At 56.2% G+C, this 18,289-nt stretch carries 16 protein-coding genes; all 16 read right to left on the reverse strand.

Annotation, left to right across the window (positions count from 1 at the left end; genetic code table 11):
* Window positions 1–50 precede the first annotated feature (50 nt).
* The 16 genes from V4U84_RS00500 to V4U84_RS00575 all read right to left on the reverse strand — a co-directional run bounded on the left by V4U84_RS00500 (window position 51) and on the right by V4U84_RS00575 (window position 18,265).
* A complete protein-coding gene (locus V4U84_RS00500) occupies window positions 51–1,049 on the reverse strand; it encodes a dihydrodipicolinate synthase family protein (RefSeq protein WP_334076587.1) in 999 nt (332 codons plus the stop codon).
* A 45-nt stretch (window positions 1,050–1,094) separates the two neighbouring features.
* Window positions 1,095–2,393 (reverse strand): hypothetical protein, encoded by a 1,299-nt coding sequence (locus V4U84_RS00505; protein ID WP_334076588.1) that lies wholly within the window; start codon window positions 2,391–2,393, stop codon window positions 1,095–1,097.
* 87 nt (window positions 2,394–2,480) lie between these two features.
* Window positions 2,481–3,665 (reverse strand): M20 metallopeptidase family protein, encoded by a 1,185-nt coding sequence (locus V4U84_RS00510; RefSeq protein ID WP_334072839.1) that lies wholly within the window; start codon window positions 3,663–3,665, stop codon window positions 2,481–2,483.
* Entirely contained in the window at window positions 3,658–4,992 is a 1,335-nt protein-coding gene (locus tag V4U84_RS00515) for a helix-turn-helix domain-containing protein (RefSeq protein ID WP_334072840.1), read from the reverse strand. Before V4U84_RS00515 ends, V4U84_RS00510 begins: the two co-directional genes overlap by 8 nt.
* Before the next feature lie 19 nt (window positions 4,993–5,011).
* Entirely contained in the window at window positions 5,012–5,884 is an 873-nt protein-coding gene (locus V4U84_RS00520; RefSeq protein WP_334072841.1) for a sugar phosphate isomerase/epimerase family protein, read from the reverse strand.
* A complete protein-coding gene (locus V4U84_RS00525; RefSeq protein ID WP_334072842.1) occupies window positions 5,871–6,851 on the reverse strand; it encodes a Gfo/Idh/MocA family protein in 981 nt (326 codons plus the stop codon). The genes V4U84_RS00520 and V4U84_RS00525 overlap by 14 nt, the downstream gene beginning before the upstream one ends.
* Before the next feature lie 107 nt (window positions 6,852–6,958).
* A complete protein-coding gene (locus V4U84_RS00530; protein WP_334072843.1) occupies window positions 6,959–7,783 on the reverse strand; it encodes a carbohydrate ABC transporter permease in 825 nt (274 codons plus the stop codon).
* A gap of 25 nt (window positions 7,784–7,808) precedes the next feature.
* Complete coding sequence (locus tag V4U84_RS00535; RefSeq protein ID WP_334073366.1) at window positions 7,809–8,774, reverse strand: carbohydrate ABC transporter permease; 966 nt, start codon at window positions 8,772–8,774, stop codon at window positions 7,809–7,811.
* Between the two features lie 120 nt (window positions 8,775–8,894).
* Window positions 8,895–10,283: an ABC transporter substrate-binding protein gene (locus V4U84_RS00540; protein WP_334072844.1), complete on the reverse strand. Its 1,389-nt coding sequence runs from the start codon at window positions 10,281–10,283 to the stop codon at window positions 8,895–8,897.
* Between the two features lie 174 nt (window positions 10,284–10,457).
* On the reverse strand, window positions 10,458–12,503 hold the full coding sequence (locus tag V4U84_RS00545; protein ID WP_334072845.1) for an alginate lyase family protein: 2,046 nt from the start codon (window positions 12,501–12,503) through the stop codon (window positions 10,458–10,460).
* Entirely contained in the window at window positions 12,500–13,588 is a 1,089-nt protein-coding gene (locus V4U84_RS00550) for a dihydrodipicolinate synthase family protein (protein WP_334072846.1), read from the reverse strand. The genes V4U84_RS00545 and V4U84_RS00550 overlap by 4 nt, the downstream gene beginning before the upstream one ends.
* Window positions 13,588–14,604: an NAD-dependent epimerase/dehydratase family protein gene (locus V4U84_RS00555; protein WP_334072847.1), complete on the reverse strand. Its 1,017-nt coding sequence runs from the start codon at window positions 14,602–14,604 to the stop codon at window positions 13,588–13,590. Before V4U84_RS00555 ends, V4U84_RS00550 begins: the two co-directional genes overlap by 1 nt.
* A gap of 178 nt (window positions 14,605–14,782) precedes the next feature.
* Window positions 14,783–15,274: an RNA polymerase sigma factor gene (locus tag V4U84_RS00560; RefSeq protein ID WP_334072848.1), complete on the reverse strand. Its 492-nt coding sequence runs from the start codon at window positions 15,272–15,274 to the stop codon at window positions 14,783–14,785.
* 11 nt (window positions 15,275–15,285) lie between these two features.
* The gene (locus V4U84_RS00565; RefSeq protein WP_334072849.1) at window positions 15,286–16,218 is read right to left on the reverse strand and encodes a D-alanyl-D-alanine carboxypeptidase family protein; all 933 of its coding nucleotides are present in this window, start codon (window positions 16,216–16,218) and stop codon (window positions 15,286–15,288) included.
* Between the two features lie 234 nt (window positions 16,219–16,452).
* Window positions 16,453–17,580 (reverse strand): sensor histidine kinase, encoded by a 1,128-nt coding sequence (locus V4U84_RS00570; RefSeq protein WP_334076589.1) that lies wholly within the window; start codon window positions 17,578–17,580, stop codon window positions 16,453–16,455.
* A complete protein-coding gene (locus V4U84_RS00575; RefSeq protein ID WP_334072851.1) occupies window positions 17,570–18,265 on the reverse strand; it encodes a response regulator transcription factor in 696 nt (231 codons plus the stop codon). The genes V4U84_RS00570 and V4U84_RS00575 overlap by 11 nt, the downstream gene beginning before the upstream one ends.
* Window positions 18,266–18,289: the final 24 nt, after the last annotated feature.

An 18,289-nucleotide genomic window follows, 5' to 3' on the forward strand; every position in this document is an offset into this window, starting at 1 on the left:
CTTTTTCCAAATATATATTATGAACGACTTTGTTACAAATGGAAAGCCGCTTAATAAACTCCGTATTCATGGATGGCCGAGCGCAGCCGCTCCGCCTCGTCTTCCCGCATATCAAAGCCGGCGATATCATAAAAAGCCTCACTGGGAAGCATGCCGCCCGCACCGAGACAAGTCAGCAGCCGCAGTATATATTTGTCCATGGGCGGTGTAAAGACCGTCCGGGCATAGCCGTCCACCCGGGCGGACAAATCCATGAATCGCGCGTAATCCCGCGTCAAATAAGCGGAAATCAAATCGCTCTGAATGTTCGGGTAAGCGGCGCCCAAACCGACCAGCGCTGCGGTCGCTCCGCACATCAGGGAGTAGCCGAACATGCGGTCTTCCCCGGTAATCAGCAGCTTATCGGGAAACTCGTTCCTGAGCAGGAAGGCCACCTCCTGCAGCGTCATCACGCTGTCGAGCGCAGCCATTTTTATCCCGGCCACCTGAGGAAAAGTCAGCAGTTCCCGGAGCAGCGCTGCCGGATATTTCACTCCGCCCGCTTCCTCGTACAAATAAAAAAGAATCAGCGGCAACCCCGCCTCCGCCAGCTCGCGGTGGTACTCCACTATCGCATCGTTCCGTTCCCGCTCTTCCAGCCCATTAAGAATAGCCGGGGGAAACACCAGCAGCGCGTCCGCCCCCGCCCGGCGGGCCTCTTCGGCCATGAACAAACTGTCCCGCCGCCAAGCCTCCACACGGTCTGCTCCATTGAGCGCCGGATCGGGCCGTGCCCCTGCCCCGGCAATCAGCAATTGATCCGGGCCCAAGCATTCTTTCCATGTCCCGATGACAAGCGCTCTTTCTTCCCGGGACAGGTGCAGCCCCCGCCCGGTATGAACCCACACCGAAACGCCGGCGATGTTCTGTGCGCACAGATACGCCGCATAGCTGCGCTGAGCCTCGGCGTGAATTTTTCCGTTCCGGTATCTGGGCACCGGAACCGCCGGAATCAAGCCGCCATATAGCCGTTCCTTAACCCGGAGGACCTTTTGCCGTATCTCCGTCATCATCGACTCCCCTTTCCCGCTCTATGTATCTCGTCCCGTCTATTTTTATTCATCTTGTCCTAAAAACCAGCTTCTTCCCCGGTCCCGGTACCATTCCGTAATGTCCAAAAAGGAAGTGATTCCTTCCGGATCGCGAATTTCCTGCGCATGACGCAAATGCAGCATCCAGGGGACCAGCCCATGCTCCGGATGGAAAAACAGATCATGTAATGCGCGTTCCGTTTTCCCGCCTCTACGCATACTGTAAGCGCCGGCCGGTTTCTGAAAAACCGTATGCATCTGTAAGCTCTGTACGCCGCGCAGCGCGTATTCCAGCGCTATTTTGCCCGTGCAGACATTTCCCGTCCCGGACAACGGAGGGAGCGAACAGGCAAGCTCCCCCTCCAGCTCCAGCTTTCGTAGCAAGGAGAGAATCCGCAGATTTCTCCGGCTTAAATCAGGCCCTCCATAGGCGGCTCCGATCTTCCCGCCGAATTCGCGGACTTGATCGTACAGCCGGTTCGCATAGGTGATATAGTCCGGCGGGGTGGAACTTTCCTCAATCAAGGTTCGCAAAGCCCGGATTTGGAATTCGTCATCAAAAATCGTATTCATCAGCTTTATCCCGAGTGCGACTTCTCCCGGAGGAAGCGACGATTTGATCTTGTCCGGGACCTCGCGCAGCCAACGGAGGACTGCGGTTTGCTGCCGGGCCCGTCCCGAACCGGCCAGCGTCGGACTGAAGTCTTTTTCCATTTGCAGAGGTCCCTCCGCACCGGATTGCCTCCAAACCCCATGCAGCCGGCGGGTCGTATATTCATATTCCTCCAGCCGGAATTCCTCGTCTTCGCCGCCGGGCAGGTGGTATTTACAGGAGGGGACAACCACCGTACCGTTCTCATTCCCGATGTCCAAGGCTTTGCGAAAAAACGCGAGATAATCGCCGAACGATCCATGCCACCCGCGTCCTTGCCATGTGACGTTCCAGCCGGTTTCCCCGGTTTCTTTGCCGGTAATCCGTCCGACCACCATCCGGGTCTCTTTCACGGCCCATTCTTTCATGGACCGCCCTCCGTCGGCATCCTCGGCGATGACCGTTTTGAGCACGACAAACCCGAGCCGGGCGCGGCAGTCCTCCTGAACCTGACGGACGTTTAACGACAATTGGCCCGACGCCTTGCCGAACGGATTCCGAATCGCACGGAGACCGTATCGGGCAGAGACGTCCAGGCCATAGGTTTCAAACAAATAAGCTTCGATCCGCTCCGGCAGTCCCTCGCGGAAACGTTCGTAATCCTCGCGGATCCGGGAAACGTCCCTGCTATCCAGCAAAGGACGGTCGGGCAGTATCAGGCTGTTACGCATCTTCATCCCCCCATGCTGTTCATGATCTCCCATGAAGATTTTATTCAACAGCCGCTTGGAACTGTCCTGCCCGAAAGACCCGTTTTTTCAGCGGGAGCGCAAAAAATCCCGGGCGAATTCCGCCAGAAAAGCCGCGCCGTACTCCAGCGCCCGCTCATCGATCGTCATCTGCGGATGGTGAAGCGGGTAGTTTCCCTCCCCCGCCCCTTTGGCTCCGACGAGCAAAAAGGCGCCCGGCACTTTCTCCATGTAAAACGCCATATCCTCGCTGGTCATCGGGGACCGGTCCAGCACGGCCACCGCCTCCTGGCCGAACAGGTTCAGGAGGCAGGATTCGGCGCGCCGGATCAGGCCGGGATCGTTGACGGTCGGCGGGTAGCCGAGCTCGTAAGCGACCTCGGCCCGGGCGTTTAGCCCGCCGGCGACCGCCTCGGCCAGCGCCGTGATCCGGCGCTGCATGTGCTCGCGCGCCGCGCCGCTGACGGCGCGCACGGTGCCGCGGATCTCGACGCGATCCGCGATGATGTTGGGCAGGCTGCCGCCGCGGATCGAGCCCATGCTGAGCACGACGGGCTCGGCGGGATCGCTCTCGCGGCTGACCAGCGCCTGCAGCGCGGTGAGCACATGCGCGGCGGCGAGGACGGCGTCGACGCCCTGATGCGGGGCGGCGCCGTGCCCGGCTTTGCCGTGGACCGTGATGTCGACATGATCCATGCTCGCCATCACGGTCCCGGATCGGACGCCGAAGCGCCCGGTGGCAAGGTCCGGCCACAGATGGAGGCCAACGATGCCGTCCACACGCGGCGATTCCAGCACCCCGGCCTCGACCATGTGCCGTGCTCCGCCCAGCATCTCCTCGGCCGGCTGGAAGATGAACTTGACCGTCCCGCACAGCTCCTCCCGGGCGGCGGTCAGCATCCCGGCCGCGCCGAGCACCATGGCCATATGCCCGTCATGGCCGCAGGCGTGCATGACGCCGTCATGGCGCGAAGCAAAGGGCAGACCCGTCGCCTCCGTCAGTGGAAGCGCATCCATATCGGCCCGTACCGCGAGGCAGGGTCCCGGTCTTCCCGTGTCCAGCAGAGCGACGACTCCCGTCTCCGCCACGCCCCGCTGCACGTTCAGCCCCATGCGCGCCAAGGCGTCGGCGACAAAGTCGGAGGTGAGCCGCTCCTGAAAGCCCAGCTCGGGATACCGGTGCAGATGCCGGCGGACCCGGATGATCTCTTCGCTTTGGGCAGCGGCCAGCTCTCGAAAGTTAATTTCAGTCATAGTGCGCTTCCTCCAGGTTCAGAGTATAAATCTGTCTCGGCCGTCCCCGGCCGGCCGGCTGCTCCTCCCCGACGATGCTCGCCATTTCGTATCGCTCCAGCGCGGCCATAATCCGCCTCGCACTGCGAAGGGTGATCCCGAATCCTTCGGCGAGCTGGGACGCGGTGAAGGTGGACGTCCCCAGACGCCGGCACAGCGACATCAGCTTGTTGATCGTCCCCACGCTGAGACCGGCTTTTTTGGCCATGGAGATCAGCTCGGGATTTTCGCTGCGGGCCGAGTATTCCAGCGTCATCTCGGAGCCCATCGGCCCGTACACGATCCCGTCTTGCATAATCAAATAACAGTTGCCGCCACCGCCCGATTTGCCCTTCATCAACGCCTCGCGCGCCTTGCCCTCGGCCTCGTTGGCGGTGCGGCCGATGCCGATCCCGATGCTGGCATGCCACTGCAGCCGTTCCATAATTTCCAGGAGCAGGGGGGCATCCCGAAATTTGCGGGTCACCTGCTCGATAATCCCCCTCGTTGTCACGAAGGAGACTTCATCCGAGTCGCTCCATTTGATCAGCGACTGCGTCTCTTCCCCGAAATCCACGAGGATTTGCTGGAGGATGATCTTTTTGCGCTGGATTTCGTATTCGGAGGCCGCCTCCTTGGCCACTTTGGCGAAATTGTCGATATTAATAATGCCTACGGCGATTTGCGAATTTAAAAAGCGCAGGCTTTTCCCTTCGAGGAGAGCCCGGTTCAGACAATCGCGGATCGCGGAATGGGTCGGCACCACCCGATAGGCCGGAACGCCCAATTCCTTCAATCGGTGGTAGACCGAGGTTACGCAGGTGACCGTCGCGGATACCCGTCCCTGTTCCCAAAGCTCGTGATGGTAAGCCACCAGATCCTCGTTGCTCATGCCGAATTCATACGGAAAAACGTGCAGGTCTCCGGCAGGCAGGCCGAGTTCATTTAATGGCTCCTCCACCTCCTTGCGCTGAAGAACGTCCACACTGATGCGCAAATGGTCTTCCAATCCATGAGCCCCATGCCGATATAAGTCGAACAGCACCTTGTAAAGGGCGGTTCCGGAGTAGTACACATGAACCATCGGTTTGTCGGGGGCGGCCGCGAGCGCGATCCGGTAAGGAATCGGCCCGGTAAACAGCAGAATATCCGCCTTGTCCCTCACCCGGTCGATGATCTCGAGCGTTTCCCGTTCATGCCGGTAAGGGGCCGGAAATATCGCCAGCTCCGCAAAATAATACCCGAATTCCAGCACCGTCTCCACCAAATCCAGTGGACCGACTACCGCGACGCGCAGCTTGATCGTCATGTCCGCACCTCCCGCTTTTTTACCCGTTCAGTTCCGGTTGCTGCTCATTGGCAAAGTGTCGAATTTCCGCCAGTGACCTTTTTGTGTTGCTGACCACCTGTTCCGGATTCCCCATGTATTCAAATGAAATAAACCCGTTGTACCCCAGCTCCAGAAGCTTCCGCAAAATCGCTTTATGATCGGCGTCCCCCTGCAAAATAGGCACCGGCACGCTCCGGCTCCAGTCTTGATGATCCCAATGGTAATCCTTGAAGTGGACATGGCCGATGTCTGTAAAAAACCGCTCCAGCACCGGTATCGGATCCAAGTGGTCCACGAACAAATTAAATCCGTCGTAGATTAGTTCGATGCCGGGAGCGGGAACGTCGCGGACCAGGACCGCCAAGCTTTCGGACGTATCGGCCAGCGTATGGTTATGGATTTCCACCGCCAGCCGGACTCCCTCGGAGCTGCATATCTTGACCGCTTCCGTCAGACCGGAGACGACCGCGTCCCATTCCTCCGCCAGGGTGGAACGCGACGGACGATGTCCGGCGAAGCTCCGAATCCGCGGACAGCCAAGCTCCCTCGCCCAAACGGCGGCCGATTGTATGCGGCGGAGCTCGCCTGACGTCTCCTCGGCCCCCTTCGAAAAATAGGTGTATTCGCTGATCGCCGGAACCCGGAGTCCGCGCTGTTCCAGCAGCCCGCGCAATTGGCCGGAGGAACCGCCCCGCTCCAGATAACTTTGGATATGCCCCGTCCACAGTTCCACCCCCTGGAGTCCGATGTCCGCAGCCAGGTTCAACACATTCTCCAAAGTTTCCCCCTTCAGTCCGGTGGAACAAAGGCTGAATTTCAGGCCCGGCGCGATCCGGCTGTTCCTTTCACTCGCTTTGTCATCGCCCGACATCCTGCTCCACCCCCGTCCGGTCCGACAAATATACGGCCTCCAGCGTAGCAATCACGGACCTCGCGTACTCGCCACCGCTGTCCGGCTCCCCGCCGTGTTCGATCGCCCGCAGCAAATCCTCGAATTGCAGGACAAACGGGTCTTCCTCGGGCAGTGGCTGCACCTGCTCATATTTGCCGCCTGCGTTCACCCACAGTCCTTCGGAGGAAACCAGCTTTGCCATGCCCCGCGTAAAAATCAGCTCCGTTTCGTCCCGGGCCACCCCCTCGTAGCCCGACTGGAGGATGACCGCACTCAAGCCGCTGTCCGTTTCCAAAAACAAACAGCCGCTGCCTTCCACATTTCCCCGGGGACCTTCGTACGTCACTTTGGCTTTCACGCGCCGTACCCGGCTGTCGGTCAGCCACTGAACCTTGTCGATCGAGTGGGCGCCAAGATTCATAAGAATGCCGCCGCCGGATTTTTCTTTTTCGAGAAACCACCCCGGCCGGTTATCCCGGTAGTAATACTGATGCCGCGTGTCGTGAATCGCCAGCAGCCGCCCGAGCTCACCGCTTTGGATCAGCCGCTTGGCCAGAATATTGGCCGATTTGTAGTGCTGGGTATGCCCAACCATCAGCTTGACGCCGGCATTCGAAACCGCCGCCAAGATGTCGTCACACTGTGCGGTATTGAGCGCCATCGGTTTTTCCAGGAGCAAGTGGCAACCCTGCTCCGCGCACCATACCGCACAGGGGGCATGCAAGTAATGCGGGAGGGCGATGACGGCGATCTCGGGTCTCTCCCGCAGCACCATTTCCCGGTAATCGCGGTAAAAAGGAATGTCGTATTCCTCGGCGAGCGCCCTTCCCTTGGCCTCATCCGTATCGACCACGGCCGCCACTTCCAGCTTATCGATCCGTTTGACCGCCTCCAGATGGTTGCGCGCAATAATGCCGCCCCCGATCAGAGCTACGCGGTATCTCATGTCGATTCCTCCTCTAGCTATATTGCCATCGCACCCGGCTGCCTGGCAGAACTTCCTCGGGTCACTTGATCCCTGCGGAGTTGCTGCCTTGGCAGAACTTCCTCGGGTTATTTGATCCCTGCGGAGTTGCTGCCCTGCACAAAGTATTTCTCCGCGAACAGGAAGACGAGCAGGATCGGGATCAGGCTCATCAGCGCGGCGGCGACCATATATTGCTCATTGCCGGACCATTGTCCCGCCATGGACAAAATTCCGATCGGCAAGGTGAAATTCTCCTTGGAGGTCAGAAAGATGGCCGGGGACAAAATTTCGTTCCATTTGGTCATAAACGTAAACACGGCCAGCGTCGCGAACGTCGGCTTGCACATCGGCAGGAAGATCCGCCAGTAGATCTGGAACGGATTGCACCCGTCCAGCTTGGCCGATTCCTCGTAATCCTTCGGGATCGCGAGAAACGCCTGCCGCATCAGGAAGATGCCGAAGGGCTGGGCCAGCCATTCGATCAGCCACAGCGGAGTGAGCGTATCCAGCATATGCAGCGACTTGAAGATAACGAATTGCGGGATAATCAGCACCACCGGGGGGATCATCATCGTGCCGAGCACCACCAGGAACAACGTGTTTTTCAGCGGAAATCTCAATCTTGCAAACGCATAGGCCACCATGGAACAAGAGATCAGGGCTCCGACGACGGACAGCACGGTTACGATAACACTATTGGTCGTGTATTGTCCGAACGGGCCCAATTTCCAGACCTCGGCGTAGTTTTCCCACTTGACCGGACTAGGGATCCACTCCGGCGGCACGCGTGTATATTGGGGGTAGGATTTCAGTGAATTGAAAATCGTCGTTAAAAAAGGCATGGTCATGACGAGCGAGCTAATAATGATTACCGTATATCCGGCGATCTTTCGCATCCGGTTTATCTTCATACCGGTTCCTCCTTTCTCCTTCGTGTCATTCGTAATGCACCCATTTTTTCTGCAGCGCGACTTGAACTACCGTCAGCAGGAACAAGATCACGAACAGCACCCAGGCGATCGCCGAAGCGTATCCCATCCGCAGGAACGAGAATCCTTCCTGGTACAAATAAATCATCAGCACCAGGCTCGCTTTGTTGGGACCGCCCGCGGAAGAAGCGTCCATCGCTCCGCCGGTCATGACATAGATCTGCTCAAACGCCTGAAAGGTGGATATGGTGCTTAGAATGAGCACGAGAAAGGTCGTCCCGGAAATCAACGGGACAGTAATATGCCGAAACTTCCGTAATGTCCCGGCCCCATCGATTTCAGCGGCTTCGTATACATCGGACGGCACATTTTGCAGCCCCGCGAGAAAGATCACCATGATATAGCCGATCCCTTTCCACACCGCGATCATGACCAGCATCGGAATTACAAGATGCTCATCCTGCAGCCATTTTTGCGGGTCGAACCCCAGCTTGATCAGGAACGCATTGGCAAACCCGAACCGGGGGTTAAAAATCGCATCCGACACGTACATAATGACGGTCCAGGAAGAAATAACCGGCAAAAAATGCGCCAGCCGGAACAGCTTGAGCGCCCGCAGCTTCTGATTTAAGGCCACGGCCAGAATGAGGGCGAGAATCGTCTGCAGCGGCACGAACAAGATGGTAAAATAGACGGTATTCCAGAGCGCTTTCCAAAATACCGATTCATTGAAGAGTTTGGCGTAGTTATCCAACCCCGTCCATTTTGGCGGGTTCAAAATATCGTACTCCGAGAAGCTGAAATATAACGAGGCCAGCAGAGAGCCCAATACAAAAACGATAAAGTGAACAAGATAAGGGGTCACCATCAGGAGCCCCCACTTGCCGTCGTTATCCAGCCGCTTTTTCCGCCGCTTTATCGGCACATCGCCGCTTGCTCTTTTGGACAAGACAGTTTCCGTGTTTTCCACCATGGTCATCACACTTTCTGTTAGCGATTTAGGAGGCGGGGACGATCGCCGCCGGTCTCTTTACGACCGCTGTCCTACCGGCGAAGTCCCGCCCATGCCTGCCATCAGTGAACGGGTCTCCAACTATTTTTTATAGAATTCGTCCAGCACTTGCTGCACTTCGGCGTCCGCCTTCTTCATGGCTTCGTCCACGGAGACTTCCCCTTCGAACGCCCGGTTGATGTTGTCGTTAAATTTGCCCACCCATTCGCTCCAGACGGCATTGACATCCAGGGTCCCCGCGAATTCGAAGCTGTCGAGAAACGCCTGCTTGTTCTCGGGCTTGCCGCTTAAAAACTCGCTGGAATTGGCGACGGACTTTTTAACCGGAACCGCTTCTCCCAGGGAGGCCCATTCCTTCTGCACTTCATCCTCGGTGGCCCAGAATTTGATCCATTCCCAGGCCGCGTCGCCCTTGGCGCCTTCCGCTTTTTTGTTGATGACCCAGGAGTTGGCGATCACCGGAGAAAATCGCTTCCCTTCCGGGCCCTTGGGCAGCACGGTCACATCGTAGTTCAGTCCGGCCGCATTGGCGTCGATCGTACGCGCGTAGATGCCGATCCGCATGGCAGCCGCTTTGCTGGGGAACGGAACCATATTGCTCTGGAAGCTCTTGAGATCCGAAGGCGTCGTCAACAGCTCCCTTTTCATGCCATCGACGATCCAGTCCAGCGCCTTTTTGTTTTCCGGGCTGTTGATGACCGATTTCGTCAACGTTTCGTCCAGCACGCCGCCTCCGTACGACTTGAGCACTGTCATCCAGCCTTCCGTGATGCTGAAGAACGTTAACCCGTATTGGTTGATCTTGTTCTTGTCAAAGGAAGGATCGGTTGCATACTTGCCGGCGGAATCCTTCGTCAGCTTCTCGGCGGCGGTCTTCAGATCGTCCCAGGTCCAATCCTCCGTCGGATATTCCACTTTGGCCTCATCAAACATATCCTTGTTATAGTAAAGGACCGCGATCTGAATGCCTTGCGGAACCCCCCAATACTTTCCGCTCGCGTCCTTGTTGAAATCCAGCCCGAAATAATCGTCTTTGTTCAGGTCTTTTTCGATGAGGGGCGTCAAATCTTTCAGCACGCCGCGCTCCGCGTATTTCGGAACGAGCACGCCATCGGAGAGCCAGAGATCCGGGGCGCTTTCAGCGGCGATTTGGGTATCCAGCTTTTGAAAAAACTGATTATAGGGGGAAGATTCCGTTTTGATCGTTATGTTGGGATGTTTTGCTTGGAACTTGTCGATCAGTTCCTGCATTTTGGCATCGGACTGAGCCGAGGAATAGAAACCGAGCTTAAGCTCCACTTTTTCCGTCTGCCCCGCTTTCCCTCCTCCGTTCCCGCCTTCCCCTGGATTTCCGGCATTTCCTCCGTTCGCCTTGCCGTTATTCCCACCGGAACACGCCGTCAAGAGCATGGCTGTCACCAGCGTAAGACTCAGCAGTAATGTTCCCCATGATTTCAGCTTGCCTTTCATCGCATGACCCCCCATAAATAATCATCCTCAAAAATAAAGCGCTAACAAAACATGTCAGGTATCGTTTCTCTCCTCCGAAATGCAAGATTAGTCCACGATGTGTCTAAATTGTGAACTCATTCTTAAATTAAGGGATAAGGAATTAAAGGTCAATGTCCTTAATAAGACCTTATTCTAGACTTTGACAACGTATGACTGGGCCTTTCCTTTCTCGCCGTCTTGCTTGACAAACAGCACTTCTCCGGTGAGATGGCTGCCGGCAAACCGGTATCCGCACACCCCTTGGTGGGAAAAAACCACATAATCGCGCTTCTCCCCCCGCCGGACGAAAATCGCCGTAACTTTGTCGGAAGGGACCGGATGGCCATAGCTGTCAAGCACCTCGATCGCTTCGATCTGCGGTGCCTGCTCCTCCCGACGTTTTTGCGGATACAGGATCGATACGAATCGGGTAAGGCCGTACCCTTTTTGCGTAAACACCGCTTTGACGGAAGGCACTTTCCGATTGTAATGGCGGGATACCCAGGCGGATTCGATTTTCACATCGGTTGGCATGACCGGGATAATCCGCAATAGGGATTCGCTGTCGTTCGCTTCCGCCGTCACGCTCCCATCCGCTCCCAGCCGGACCTCAAGATCTTCGGCAAAATGAAAAGGCAGCGCATAAAAATGCTCTCCCCGTGATCTGCAAGTATCAACGACAATCCAGTAGTCGGGTTTGACAAACAAAATTTGACGCCTGACCTGTACCGGATCGCCGAGCTTGAAATAGCCGTCATGGCAGCCTTGAGCGTAATCGAAATGATCCGTCGCCAACCACCCGCGGTCCAGCGGATTAGCCACATTGGCCCACTTCCAGGAATCGAGATAGGTGGAGATCGTCTCTCCGTCGACGGAGACGGTGTTGTGCTGCAAAGATTCTTTAAAGTAACGCCTGAATTCGTTCTCCATATAGGTGAACCGCCCGGGATCGGTCAAAAATTCCCGGCCGCCCGCAAACAGACTGATATGAAGCAAATCATCATGACCATGTGCCCGGATAGCGTCCATATGTCCGGCATCAAACAGCATGTAGCCGGCCTCCGGGGTCCAGCCGGTCCGCATCACGGCATAGCCGCTTTGCGGAAGTTCCAGAGAGTCGAACGCCGGATTCGCCGCCTGAAGGCGTGCATAGCGCTCGTAACCCGTTACGCCGAAAAACCAAATCCCTTCATAATCGAGCGTGCCATACCCCATTTTCTTTAAATCGCCCCGCCCGAACAATACTGCCCCACGGCTCAGTACATCGCGGATATCGGTCCCGTCGCTGTCCCCGAGCATCGGCTGACGGCCATCCGGCTGAACCAGCGCCAAGGATGCCGTGTACATGCGCTGAAGCGTCCGCTTCAGTTCGGCAGGCAGCTCGCACTCATTCAGCTCGGCGAGCAAAACCGGTTCGAAAAGGCAGTGCAGAACTTCATGATGGTACATGGTGCATTGCTCGTTGTGCATGCCGTCCTCAAACACCTGAACCCGGCACATTTCGGTAAGCCGCTTCACCGCGGTGTCCAGCCAGGCTCTCGAGGCTTCGAATTCCGGGTACAGCAGTGCGATTTGGAACAACCCGTTCGTTTCGAGGAATCCCCAATTGCTCTGCGTGTCATGCGGGGTATAGGCGATATTTAAATACATGCCGTGAAGCTTGACGGCTTCCCGGAACAACGTTTCTTCTTCGTCCCGCCATAGTGCCGATATTTTGACGCAGTGATATCCCTTCAGCCAGTTGGCGATCCGGATCCCGCTGTCCAGCTTGCGCCACGTGTCCTTCACATTGTAGGCCCTGTCCGCGCTGGCCCGGACCTCCTCTTCCGTGAGCGGATTCTGTTTCAACCAATCTTTCATTAACGCAATGAAGCCTTGAACGTACTTCTCGTCCCCCGTCAGCCAGTAGGCCTGCCCCAATTCGCTCATATACCGGGCCCGGTTCAGCATAACCATCCATTCGATGTCCCCCCGGTACCGGTAAGTCCAATCGATGCCGTCCGGAAACGAAACCTCCGTTTCACAGCGCTCCATATCCCAGCGATGCGTAAAAATAAAAGTGCGTTCACAAGCCTGGTCGGCGCGATGCAAAACTTCCTTCACTTCGTCCGGCCAATCCCTCGTTACCGTCGCCACGATAAACCCGCGATCCTGCGGCTCCCAAAAAAAGCGGCGGGATCGTGTTTCGGACAATCTCATCGCTTCACTCCCTCCAGCCACTCCCCGAGACGACGGCGGACAAACGCATCATCGTTCAGATGGGGGTATGCCGCATATACCCGGTCGATTTCCTCCAACTGACCTGGCGATAGCACCTCCTGCGGATTCAGGCACCAGCGGCCTTCCAACAAGCCTTGGCGCCGCAAAACTTCATGGATGCCCGCAATGCTGCCGCGAAATTGATGCCACGGATCGAACAGCGCCGCATTAACGTCCGTAATCTCCTGGCCGCGCGTCAGCAGCCCGGGCGGAATCCCGGCGCCCTCGCCCCGACTCCGAAGCTCCTTGATTTCCTTCAGCAGTTCGACCGCCTTGGAGGTCCAAACCGCCCAATGGCCGAGGAGCCCGCCGGCGATTTCTTTCTCCACCGTTACGCCGTCGACGCGAAAGGAGAATTTCGTCAACAAATCGGCTACGATGTTATCGTCATTGCCCGTGTACAAGGCGATTTCGTCCCGCCGCTCCGATTCGCAAACCGCCCGTACTACATCCACGGTCTGATAGCGGTTAAACGGGGCGATTTTGATCGCCGCGACACCCGGAAGGTCCGCCAGGCTGCGCCAGAAGGAAAAAGACAGCAGCCGCCCCCCGACCGCAGGCTGCAAGTAAAATCCGAACACCGGTATAACTTCCGTGATCGCTTGAATCCGTTCCAACAGTTGTTCTTCGCTCCAACCGTCCAAACCGCCCATGCTCACCAAACCGAGATCGTACCCGAGCGAGGCCGCCAGCTCCGCTTCGGAGAGCGCCTGCTTCGTCGGGCCGCAAATACCGGCAATCTTCAGAAAGGGCCGATCCAGGTTTGCCGCCTGCACCTCCTCCGCGGCAAGCCGCAGCACCGGTTCATATAAGCCGATCTCCGGCTCGCGAATTTCGAACTGGGTCGTATGGACACCCACCGCGATCCCGCCGGCCCCGGAGGCGAGATAATACTTCGTCAAGGCCCGCTGCCTTATCTCATCCAGCTGGCGCGAAGCGTCGAGCGCCAGCGGATGCGCGGGAATGACGGTGCCGCTCATCAGCAGATCGCGGGCTTCCCGGCTTAGTTCCTTGACCTCATTCATCAGAACGCCCCCTCCCTTTCCTGGAAATGCGTCGGTTTTCCCAACGTCTCCCCGTCCGACTCCACCCAACCGGCCGTCCACTCCATCATCTGCCGGAGCGTCACCCGAGGATAGCCGAGCAGCCGATGGCCGAAGGAGGCGTTGTTGAGCAGAGCCGTCGGACCTTCTTCGCCGGCCAATACCGGCCGGGTCCCCAACATTTCGCCGAACCGTTCGGCCAGCCAGCGGATCGACACCGTTTCCGGCCCCGTCACGTTCAGCGTGACCGGCGGCGAATCGCAAAGCAGCAGGGACCGGATCGCCATCTCGTTCGCATCGCCCTGCCAGATGACATTGACCAACCCCATGTTCAAATCGATCGGCCGCCCCTCCTTCACCGCGGTGGCTACCTCCAGCAGAATGCCATAACGCAGGTCGATGGCGTAATTTAGCCGGAAGTTCAGTAGCGGGGTTCCGTTTTTCCGGGAAAAATATTCGAAGACCCGTTCCCGTCCAAGGCAGGACTGCGCATACTCGCCGACCGGCGAAGGCGGCGTTGATTCCGTGGCGCCTCCCCGCGACAATGGGGTGAACGGATAAATATTGCCGGAGGAAAAAGCCACAATTCGCGAATCCTTGAATTTTTCGGCGACGCGTCCCGGCAAATAGGCATTCATCGCCCAGGTGAAATACTCCCTTCCGGTGGTGCCGAATTTATTGCCGGCCATGTAAATGACGTTCCGCACGTCCGGTAGCTGATTCAGCGCTTCTTCCGACAACAGGTCGGCCGCAATGGTCTCGATGCCTTCGGCTTCGAGCTCCTGCTGCAATCCGCCCGAGGAAAACCGCGATACGCCGATGACCCTGCCCGATTTCCCGGCGGCCTTCATCCCCCGTTTCGCCAGTTTTGCCAGGCTGGGCCCCATTTTTCCCCCGACGCCCAGAACAAGAATGTCCCCGTCCAGTCCCGCCAAATCCCCGATCAATCGCTCGGAGGGCGTGCTAAGTACGTCTTCCAGTTCGATTACCGTTTTCATCCCATCACCTCATTAGATCGTTGAATGCTGTTACGGCTATGGTTTTACAGTTCCCATGGTAGGCGGCGTCCGATTAAAAGACAACGACTTTAAAACGTCCTTAAAAGCGTTTCCAAAAGTGTACGAGCATGCCAAAAAGACCGGGAGATTTCTCTCCCGGCCCGGTTCATAAAGGGAATTATGCCGTTTGTTTTTCCTTCCGCAATCTTTGTCTGGCCCGGTACAGCAAAATTTTAAAATGGGAAAGCGCCACCCCCATCAGGTCGGCCGACTCCTGATATGTAAACCCGTGGACGTCGTACAACAACACGGCATGCTGCTGATTGGGAGGGAGCAGGGACAGCATTTTCAACAGTTCCTCACGGCTCTCCACGGAAAGCAGGCACTCCTCGGGTGTATCCTCGCTCGCCACATTGTAGAAGAACTCGTTCTCGTAAGAGGAAGTGCGGCTTTCTTTCCGCAGCCGGTCGATGTAAGCATTACGGGCTACCCGCAGCAGCCAGGCTTTCGTCTTCTTGCCTTCAAAGTCGCTTAGCTTCCCGCAGGCTCTGCAAAACGTCTCCTGCATCAGATCCTCGGCGTTGTGATGATCCCGGCACAAATAAAACAAATACCGGTAAACGTCATTCTTATATTCACGATAGATCATATCCATGGATGATTTCTTCATGATGAACCTCCTCAAAATGTGAAGCCGTACTCCAGCAGCTTGACTGTGTCGGACCATACGCCTTGTTCGCTGGAATTCAGTACTACCGTAATCAGTTCCTTGCCGTCTTGAACCGCCGAGCCGACGAAGCAGTACCCGGCCTTTTCGGTGTACCCGGTTTTGATGCCGTTGGCGCCTTGGAAATACCAATCCCCGCCGCGGTCCAACAACTTATTGCGGTTTTCAAAGTGCCGGACATGCCGTTCGTCGGATGTCGCGTCGTACTGGCTTTCCGACACGATCGCCCGAAAATCGGCGTTATCCATCGCTTCCCGCGCTATTAACGCCATATCATTGGCCGTGGTGTAATGATTCGGATCATGCAGACCATGCGGGTTGACGAAATGACTCCTTTTAGCCCCTATCGCTTTGGCCCGTTCATTCATCAGTTCCGCAAAAACAGCGTTTGCTTCCTCCGGCTCCAGATCTTTTCCGGATTTCAGCCGCGCCACATAAGCGGCCGCCGTTCTGGCCGCATCGTTTCCCGAAGGCAGCAGCATCGCCGCCGCAAGTTCCTTCACCGTCAGCGTTTCTCCGGGAACGAGTCCCGCCGAGCTTTCGTCCGCGGCGCGCCGAAGCACCTCATTTCCGACCGTAACCGACGCGTCCGGACGGCTATTTTCGAGTAAAATGACGGCTGTTAATATTTTCGTTGTACTTGCCGGGTACATTTTTTTCTTCCCCTGCTCACTGTATATAACTTCACCTGTGTTCCGGTCCATAACCAGCACGGCCTGGCCCTCCAGCCCGGGGATGTCCGAATGACGGAGGCTGCGGATTTCTTCCTCCACCAAGGCAACCAGGACCGCCCCTTTTTCCCGTATCTGTTCCAGCGGCCGTTTCTCCGCCGCTATCAAGATCAATGCCAACACAAGCAATCCGATGACCCATTTTGTCTTCTTCAAAACCGACAGCTCCTTCAGATTGCTCTTTTTCCGTGAGTACCTCTTTATTATGAAGTTCATAACTTTCGCCACGGATAAGAAAACCTTAAGATTATCTTAAGATTTCAATGAAATTTTCTTAATAAACAAACTTATGTTCGGGTAGAGCACCGCCTATAATCTTATAATCTGCCGGAGCGCTATTCTCTTCTAATATAAAAAAAGCCGGATTCAAGGTTATCCTTGATCCAGCCTTTATGTTCGATTTCGATGATTGACCTTTGCCTCGGCATCCTCTTGCTTTAACCGGACCGTGAATACGGTTCGGTCCTCATCGCTATCGGCGGAAATGACACCGCCGTGCAAATCAACGATATGTTTCGCAATGGCCAGGCCGATCCCGGAGCCTCCGGTATTAACGGCCCGCGATTTCTCCACGCGGTAAAAACGTTCGAACAAATGCGGCAAGTCCGACTCCGGAATACGCTCGCCGTAATTGATGATCTGTGTGATGACTTCGTCGTCTTCGACCCATCCGCGAATGTCCAGAAGCCGGCCTTCACTGCCGTAGCGAATCGCGTTGGTCATGAGATTTTCGTAGACCCGCCGCAGCTTGTCACCGTCTCCGATGACGGACAGCCCTTGCTGGTCCTTGAAGAATAGCCGGCATTCCATGCCACCCTCCTGCAGCTGCCACCCGAAATGGGCGGAAATTTGGTACAGCATCTCCGCGAGATTAATCCGACTCTTGTGAAGTTTCATTTCCTTGTTCTGCATCCGGGTATACTCGAACAAATCCTGAAGCAGCTGCTTCAACCGCAGCGATTCCTCATACGCCATATTGACATAATAGCGGAGTTCCACCTCGTCCCGGTAGCGGTCCTGTTCGATCAAGCCCAAATAACCGGTAATCGAGGTCAGCGGCGTCCGCAAATCATGGGATACATTCGTGATGAGATCATTTTTGGTCTGCTCGGCCCTCCGCTCTTCCTCCATGGAGGTGCGAAGCCGCTCAAGCATCCGGTTGATGTCCGTGGCCAGCTGCCCCAGCTGTCCGACGTTCTCCACAGGGATCTTGGAAGCGGAACCCTCCTCGATCTTATGGACTTCCTCGATCAGCAGTTTAAGATATTTTTGCTCATGTCGCCGCACGGAACGCCGATAGAAGTATAGAGAAAACAACAGCATCAGCGGTACGCCGGTCAGGTAATAGGCATCGGGAAATCCGATATTGCGATTTATCCAATAGATAAATGTGTAGAAAGTGACAGTCGGATAGAACAAGTAAAACGCCCGCGCCAAAAGAACCAGCACCAGCAAAGACGCAAGCGAAGCCACGATCGTCCAGCACAACCAAGCCAAAAAGCGGAGACTAGCTTTCAATTTTATAGCCTACCCCCCATACCGTACGGATCGGCTTCTCCCCGTCCATTTCCTTCTCCAGCTTGTCCCGAAGTCGGCTGATATGTACGGTGACCGAATTGCTGCTTTCGAAATATTTGTCCTTCCAGATCAGCTCAAAGATTTCCTCCGACCCGAAGACCCTTCCGGGATGGCTGGCCAACAAGAACAAAATACCGAATTCGATCGGTGTCAGCTTCACCGGCCGGCCGTCGACCGTTGCCGTATGCGTCTCCTTGTCGATTTGAAGGGATCCCAGCTTGATCAAGTGATCCTGCGGAGCCTGTTGAGGTTGGGCCGAGTAGGAGGACCGCCGCAGCAAGGATTTTACTCTGGCGACCAATTCCAGCGGATTAAATGGTTTGACCATATAATCGTCCGCCCCGGTCATCAGACCGGTGATTTTATCCATATCCCCATCCTTCGCGCTCAGCATCAAAATCGGGGTTGTTCGAGTCTCCCGAATTTTCAGGCAGACCGATATGCCGTCAAGCCCGGGCATCATGACATCCAGAATGACCAGATCGATCGCTTCCTTCTCCATCATCTCCAGGGCCAACAGCCCATTATCCGCCCCGTGCACGGCATAACCTTCGTTCAGCATATAAATTTCAATCAACTTCGCGATTTTCTCATCGTCATCGACAATCAATATCTGTTTGCTCATTGGAATCTCATCCTTTTTTAACGC

Origin of the sequence: Paenibacillus sanfengchensis (assembly GCF_036864765.1) — a bacterium.
GTDB lineage: Bacteria > Bacillota > Bacilli > Paenibacillales > Paenibacillaceae > Fontibacillus > Fontibacillus sanfengchensis.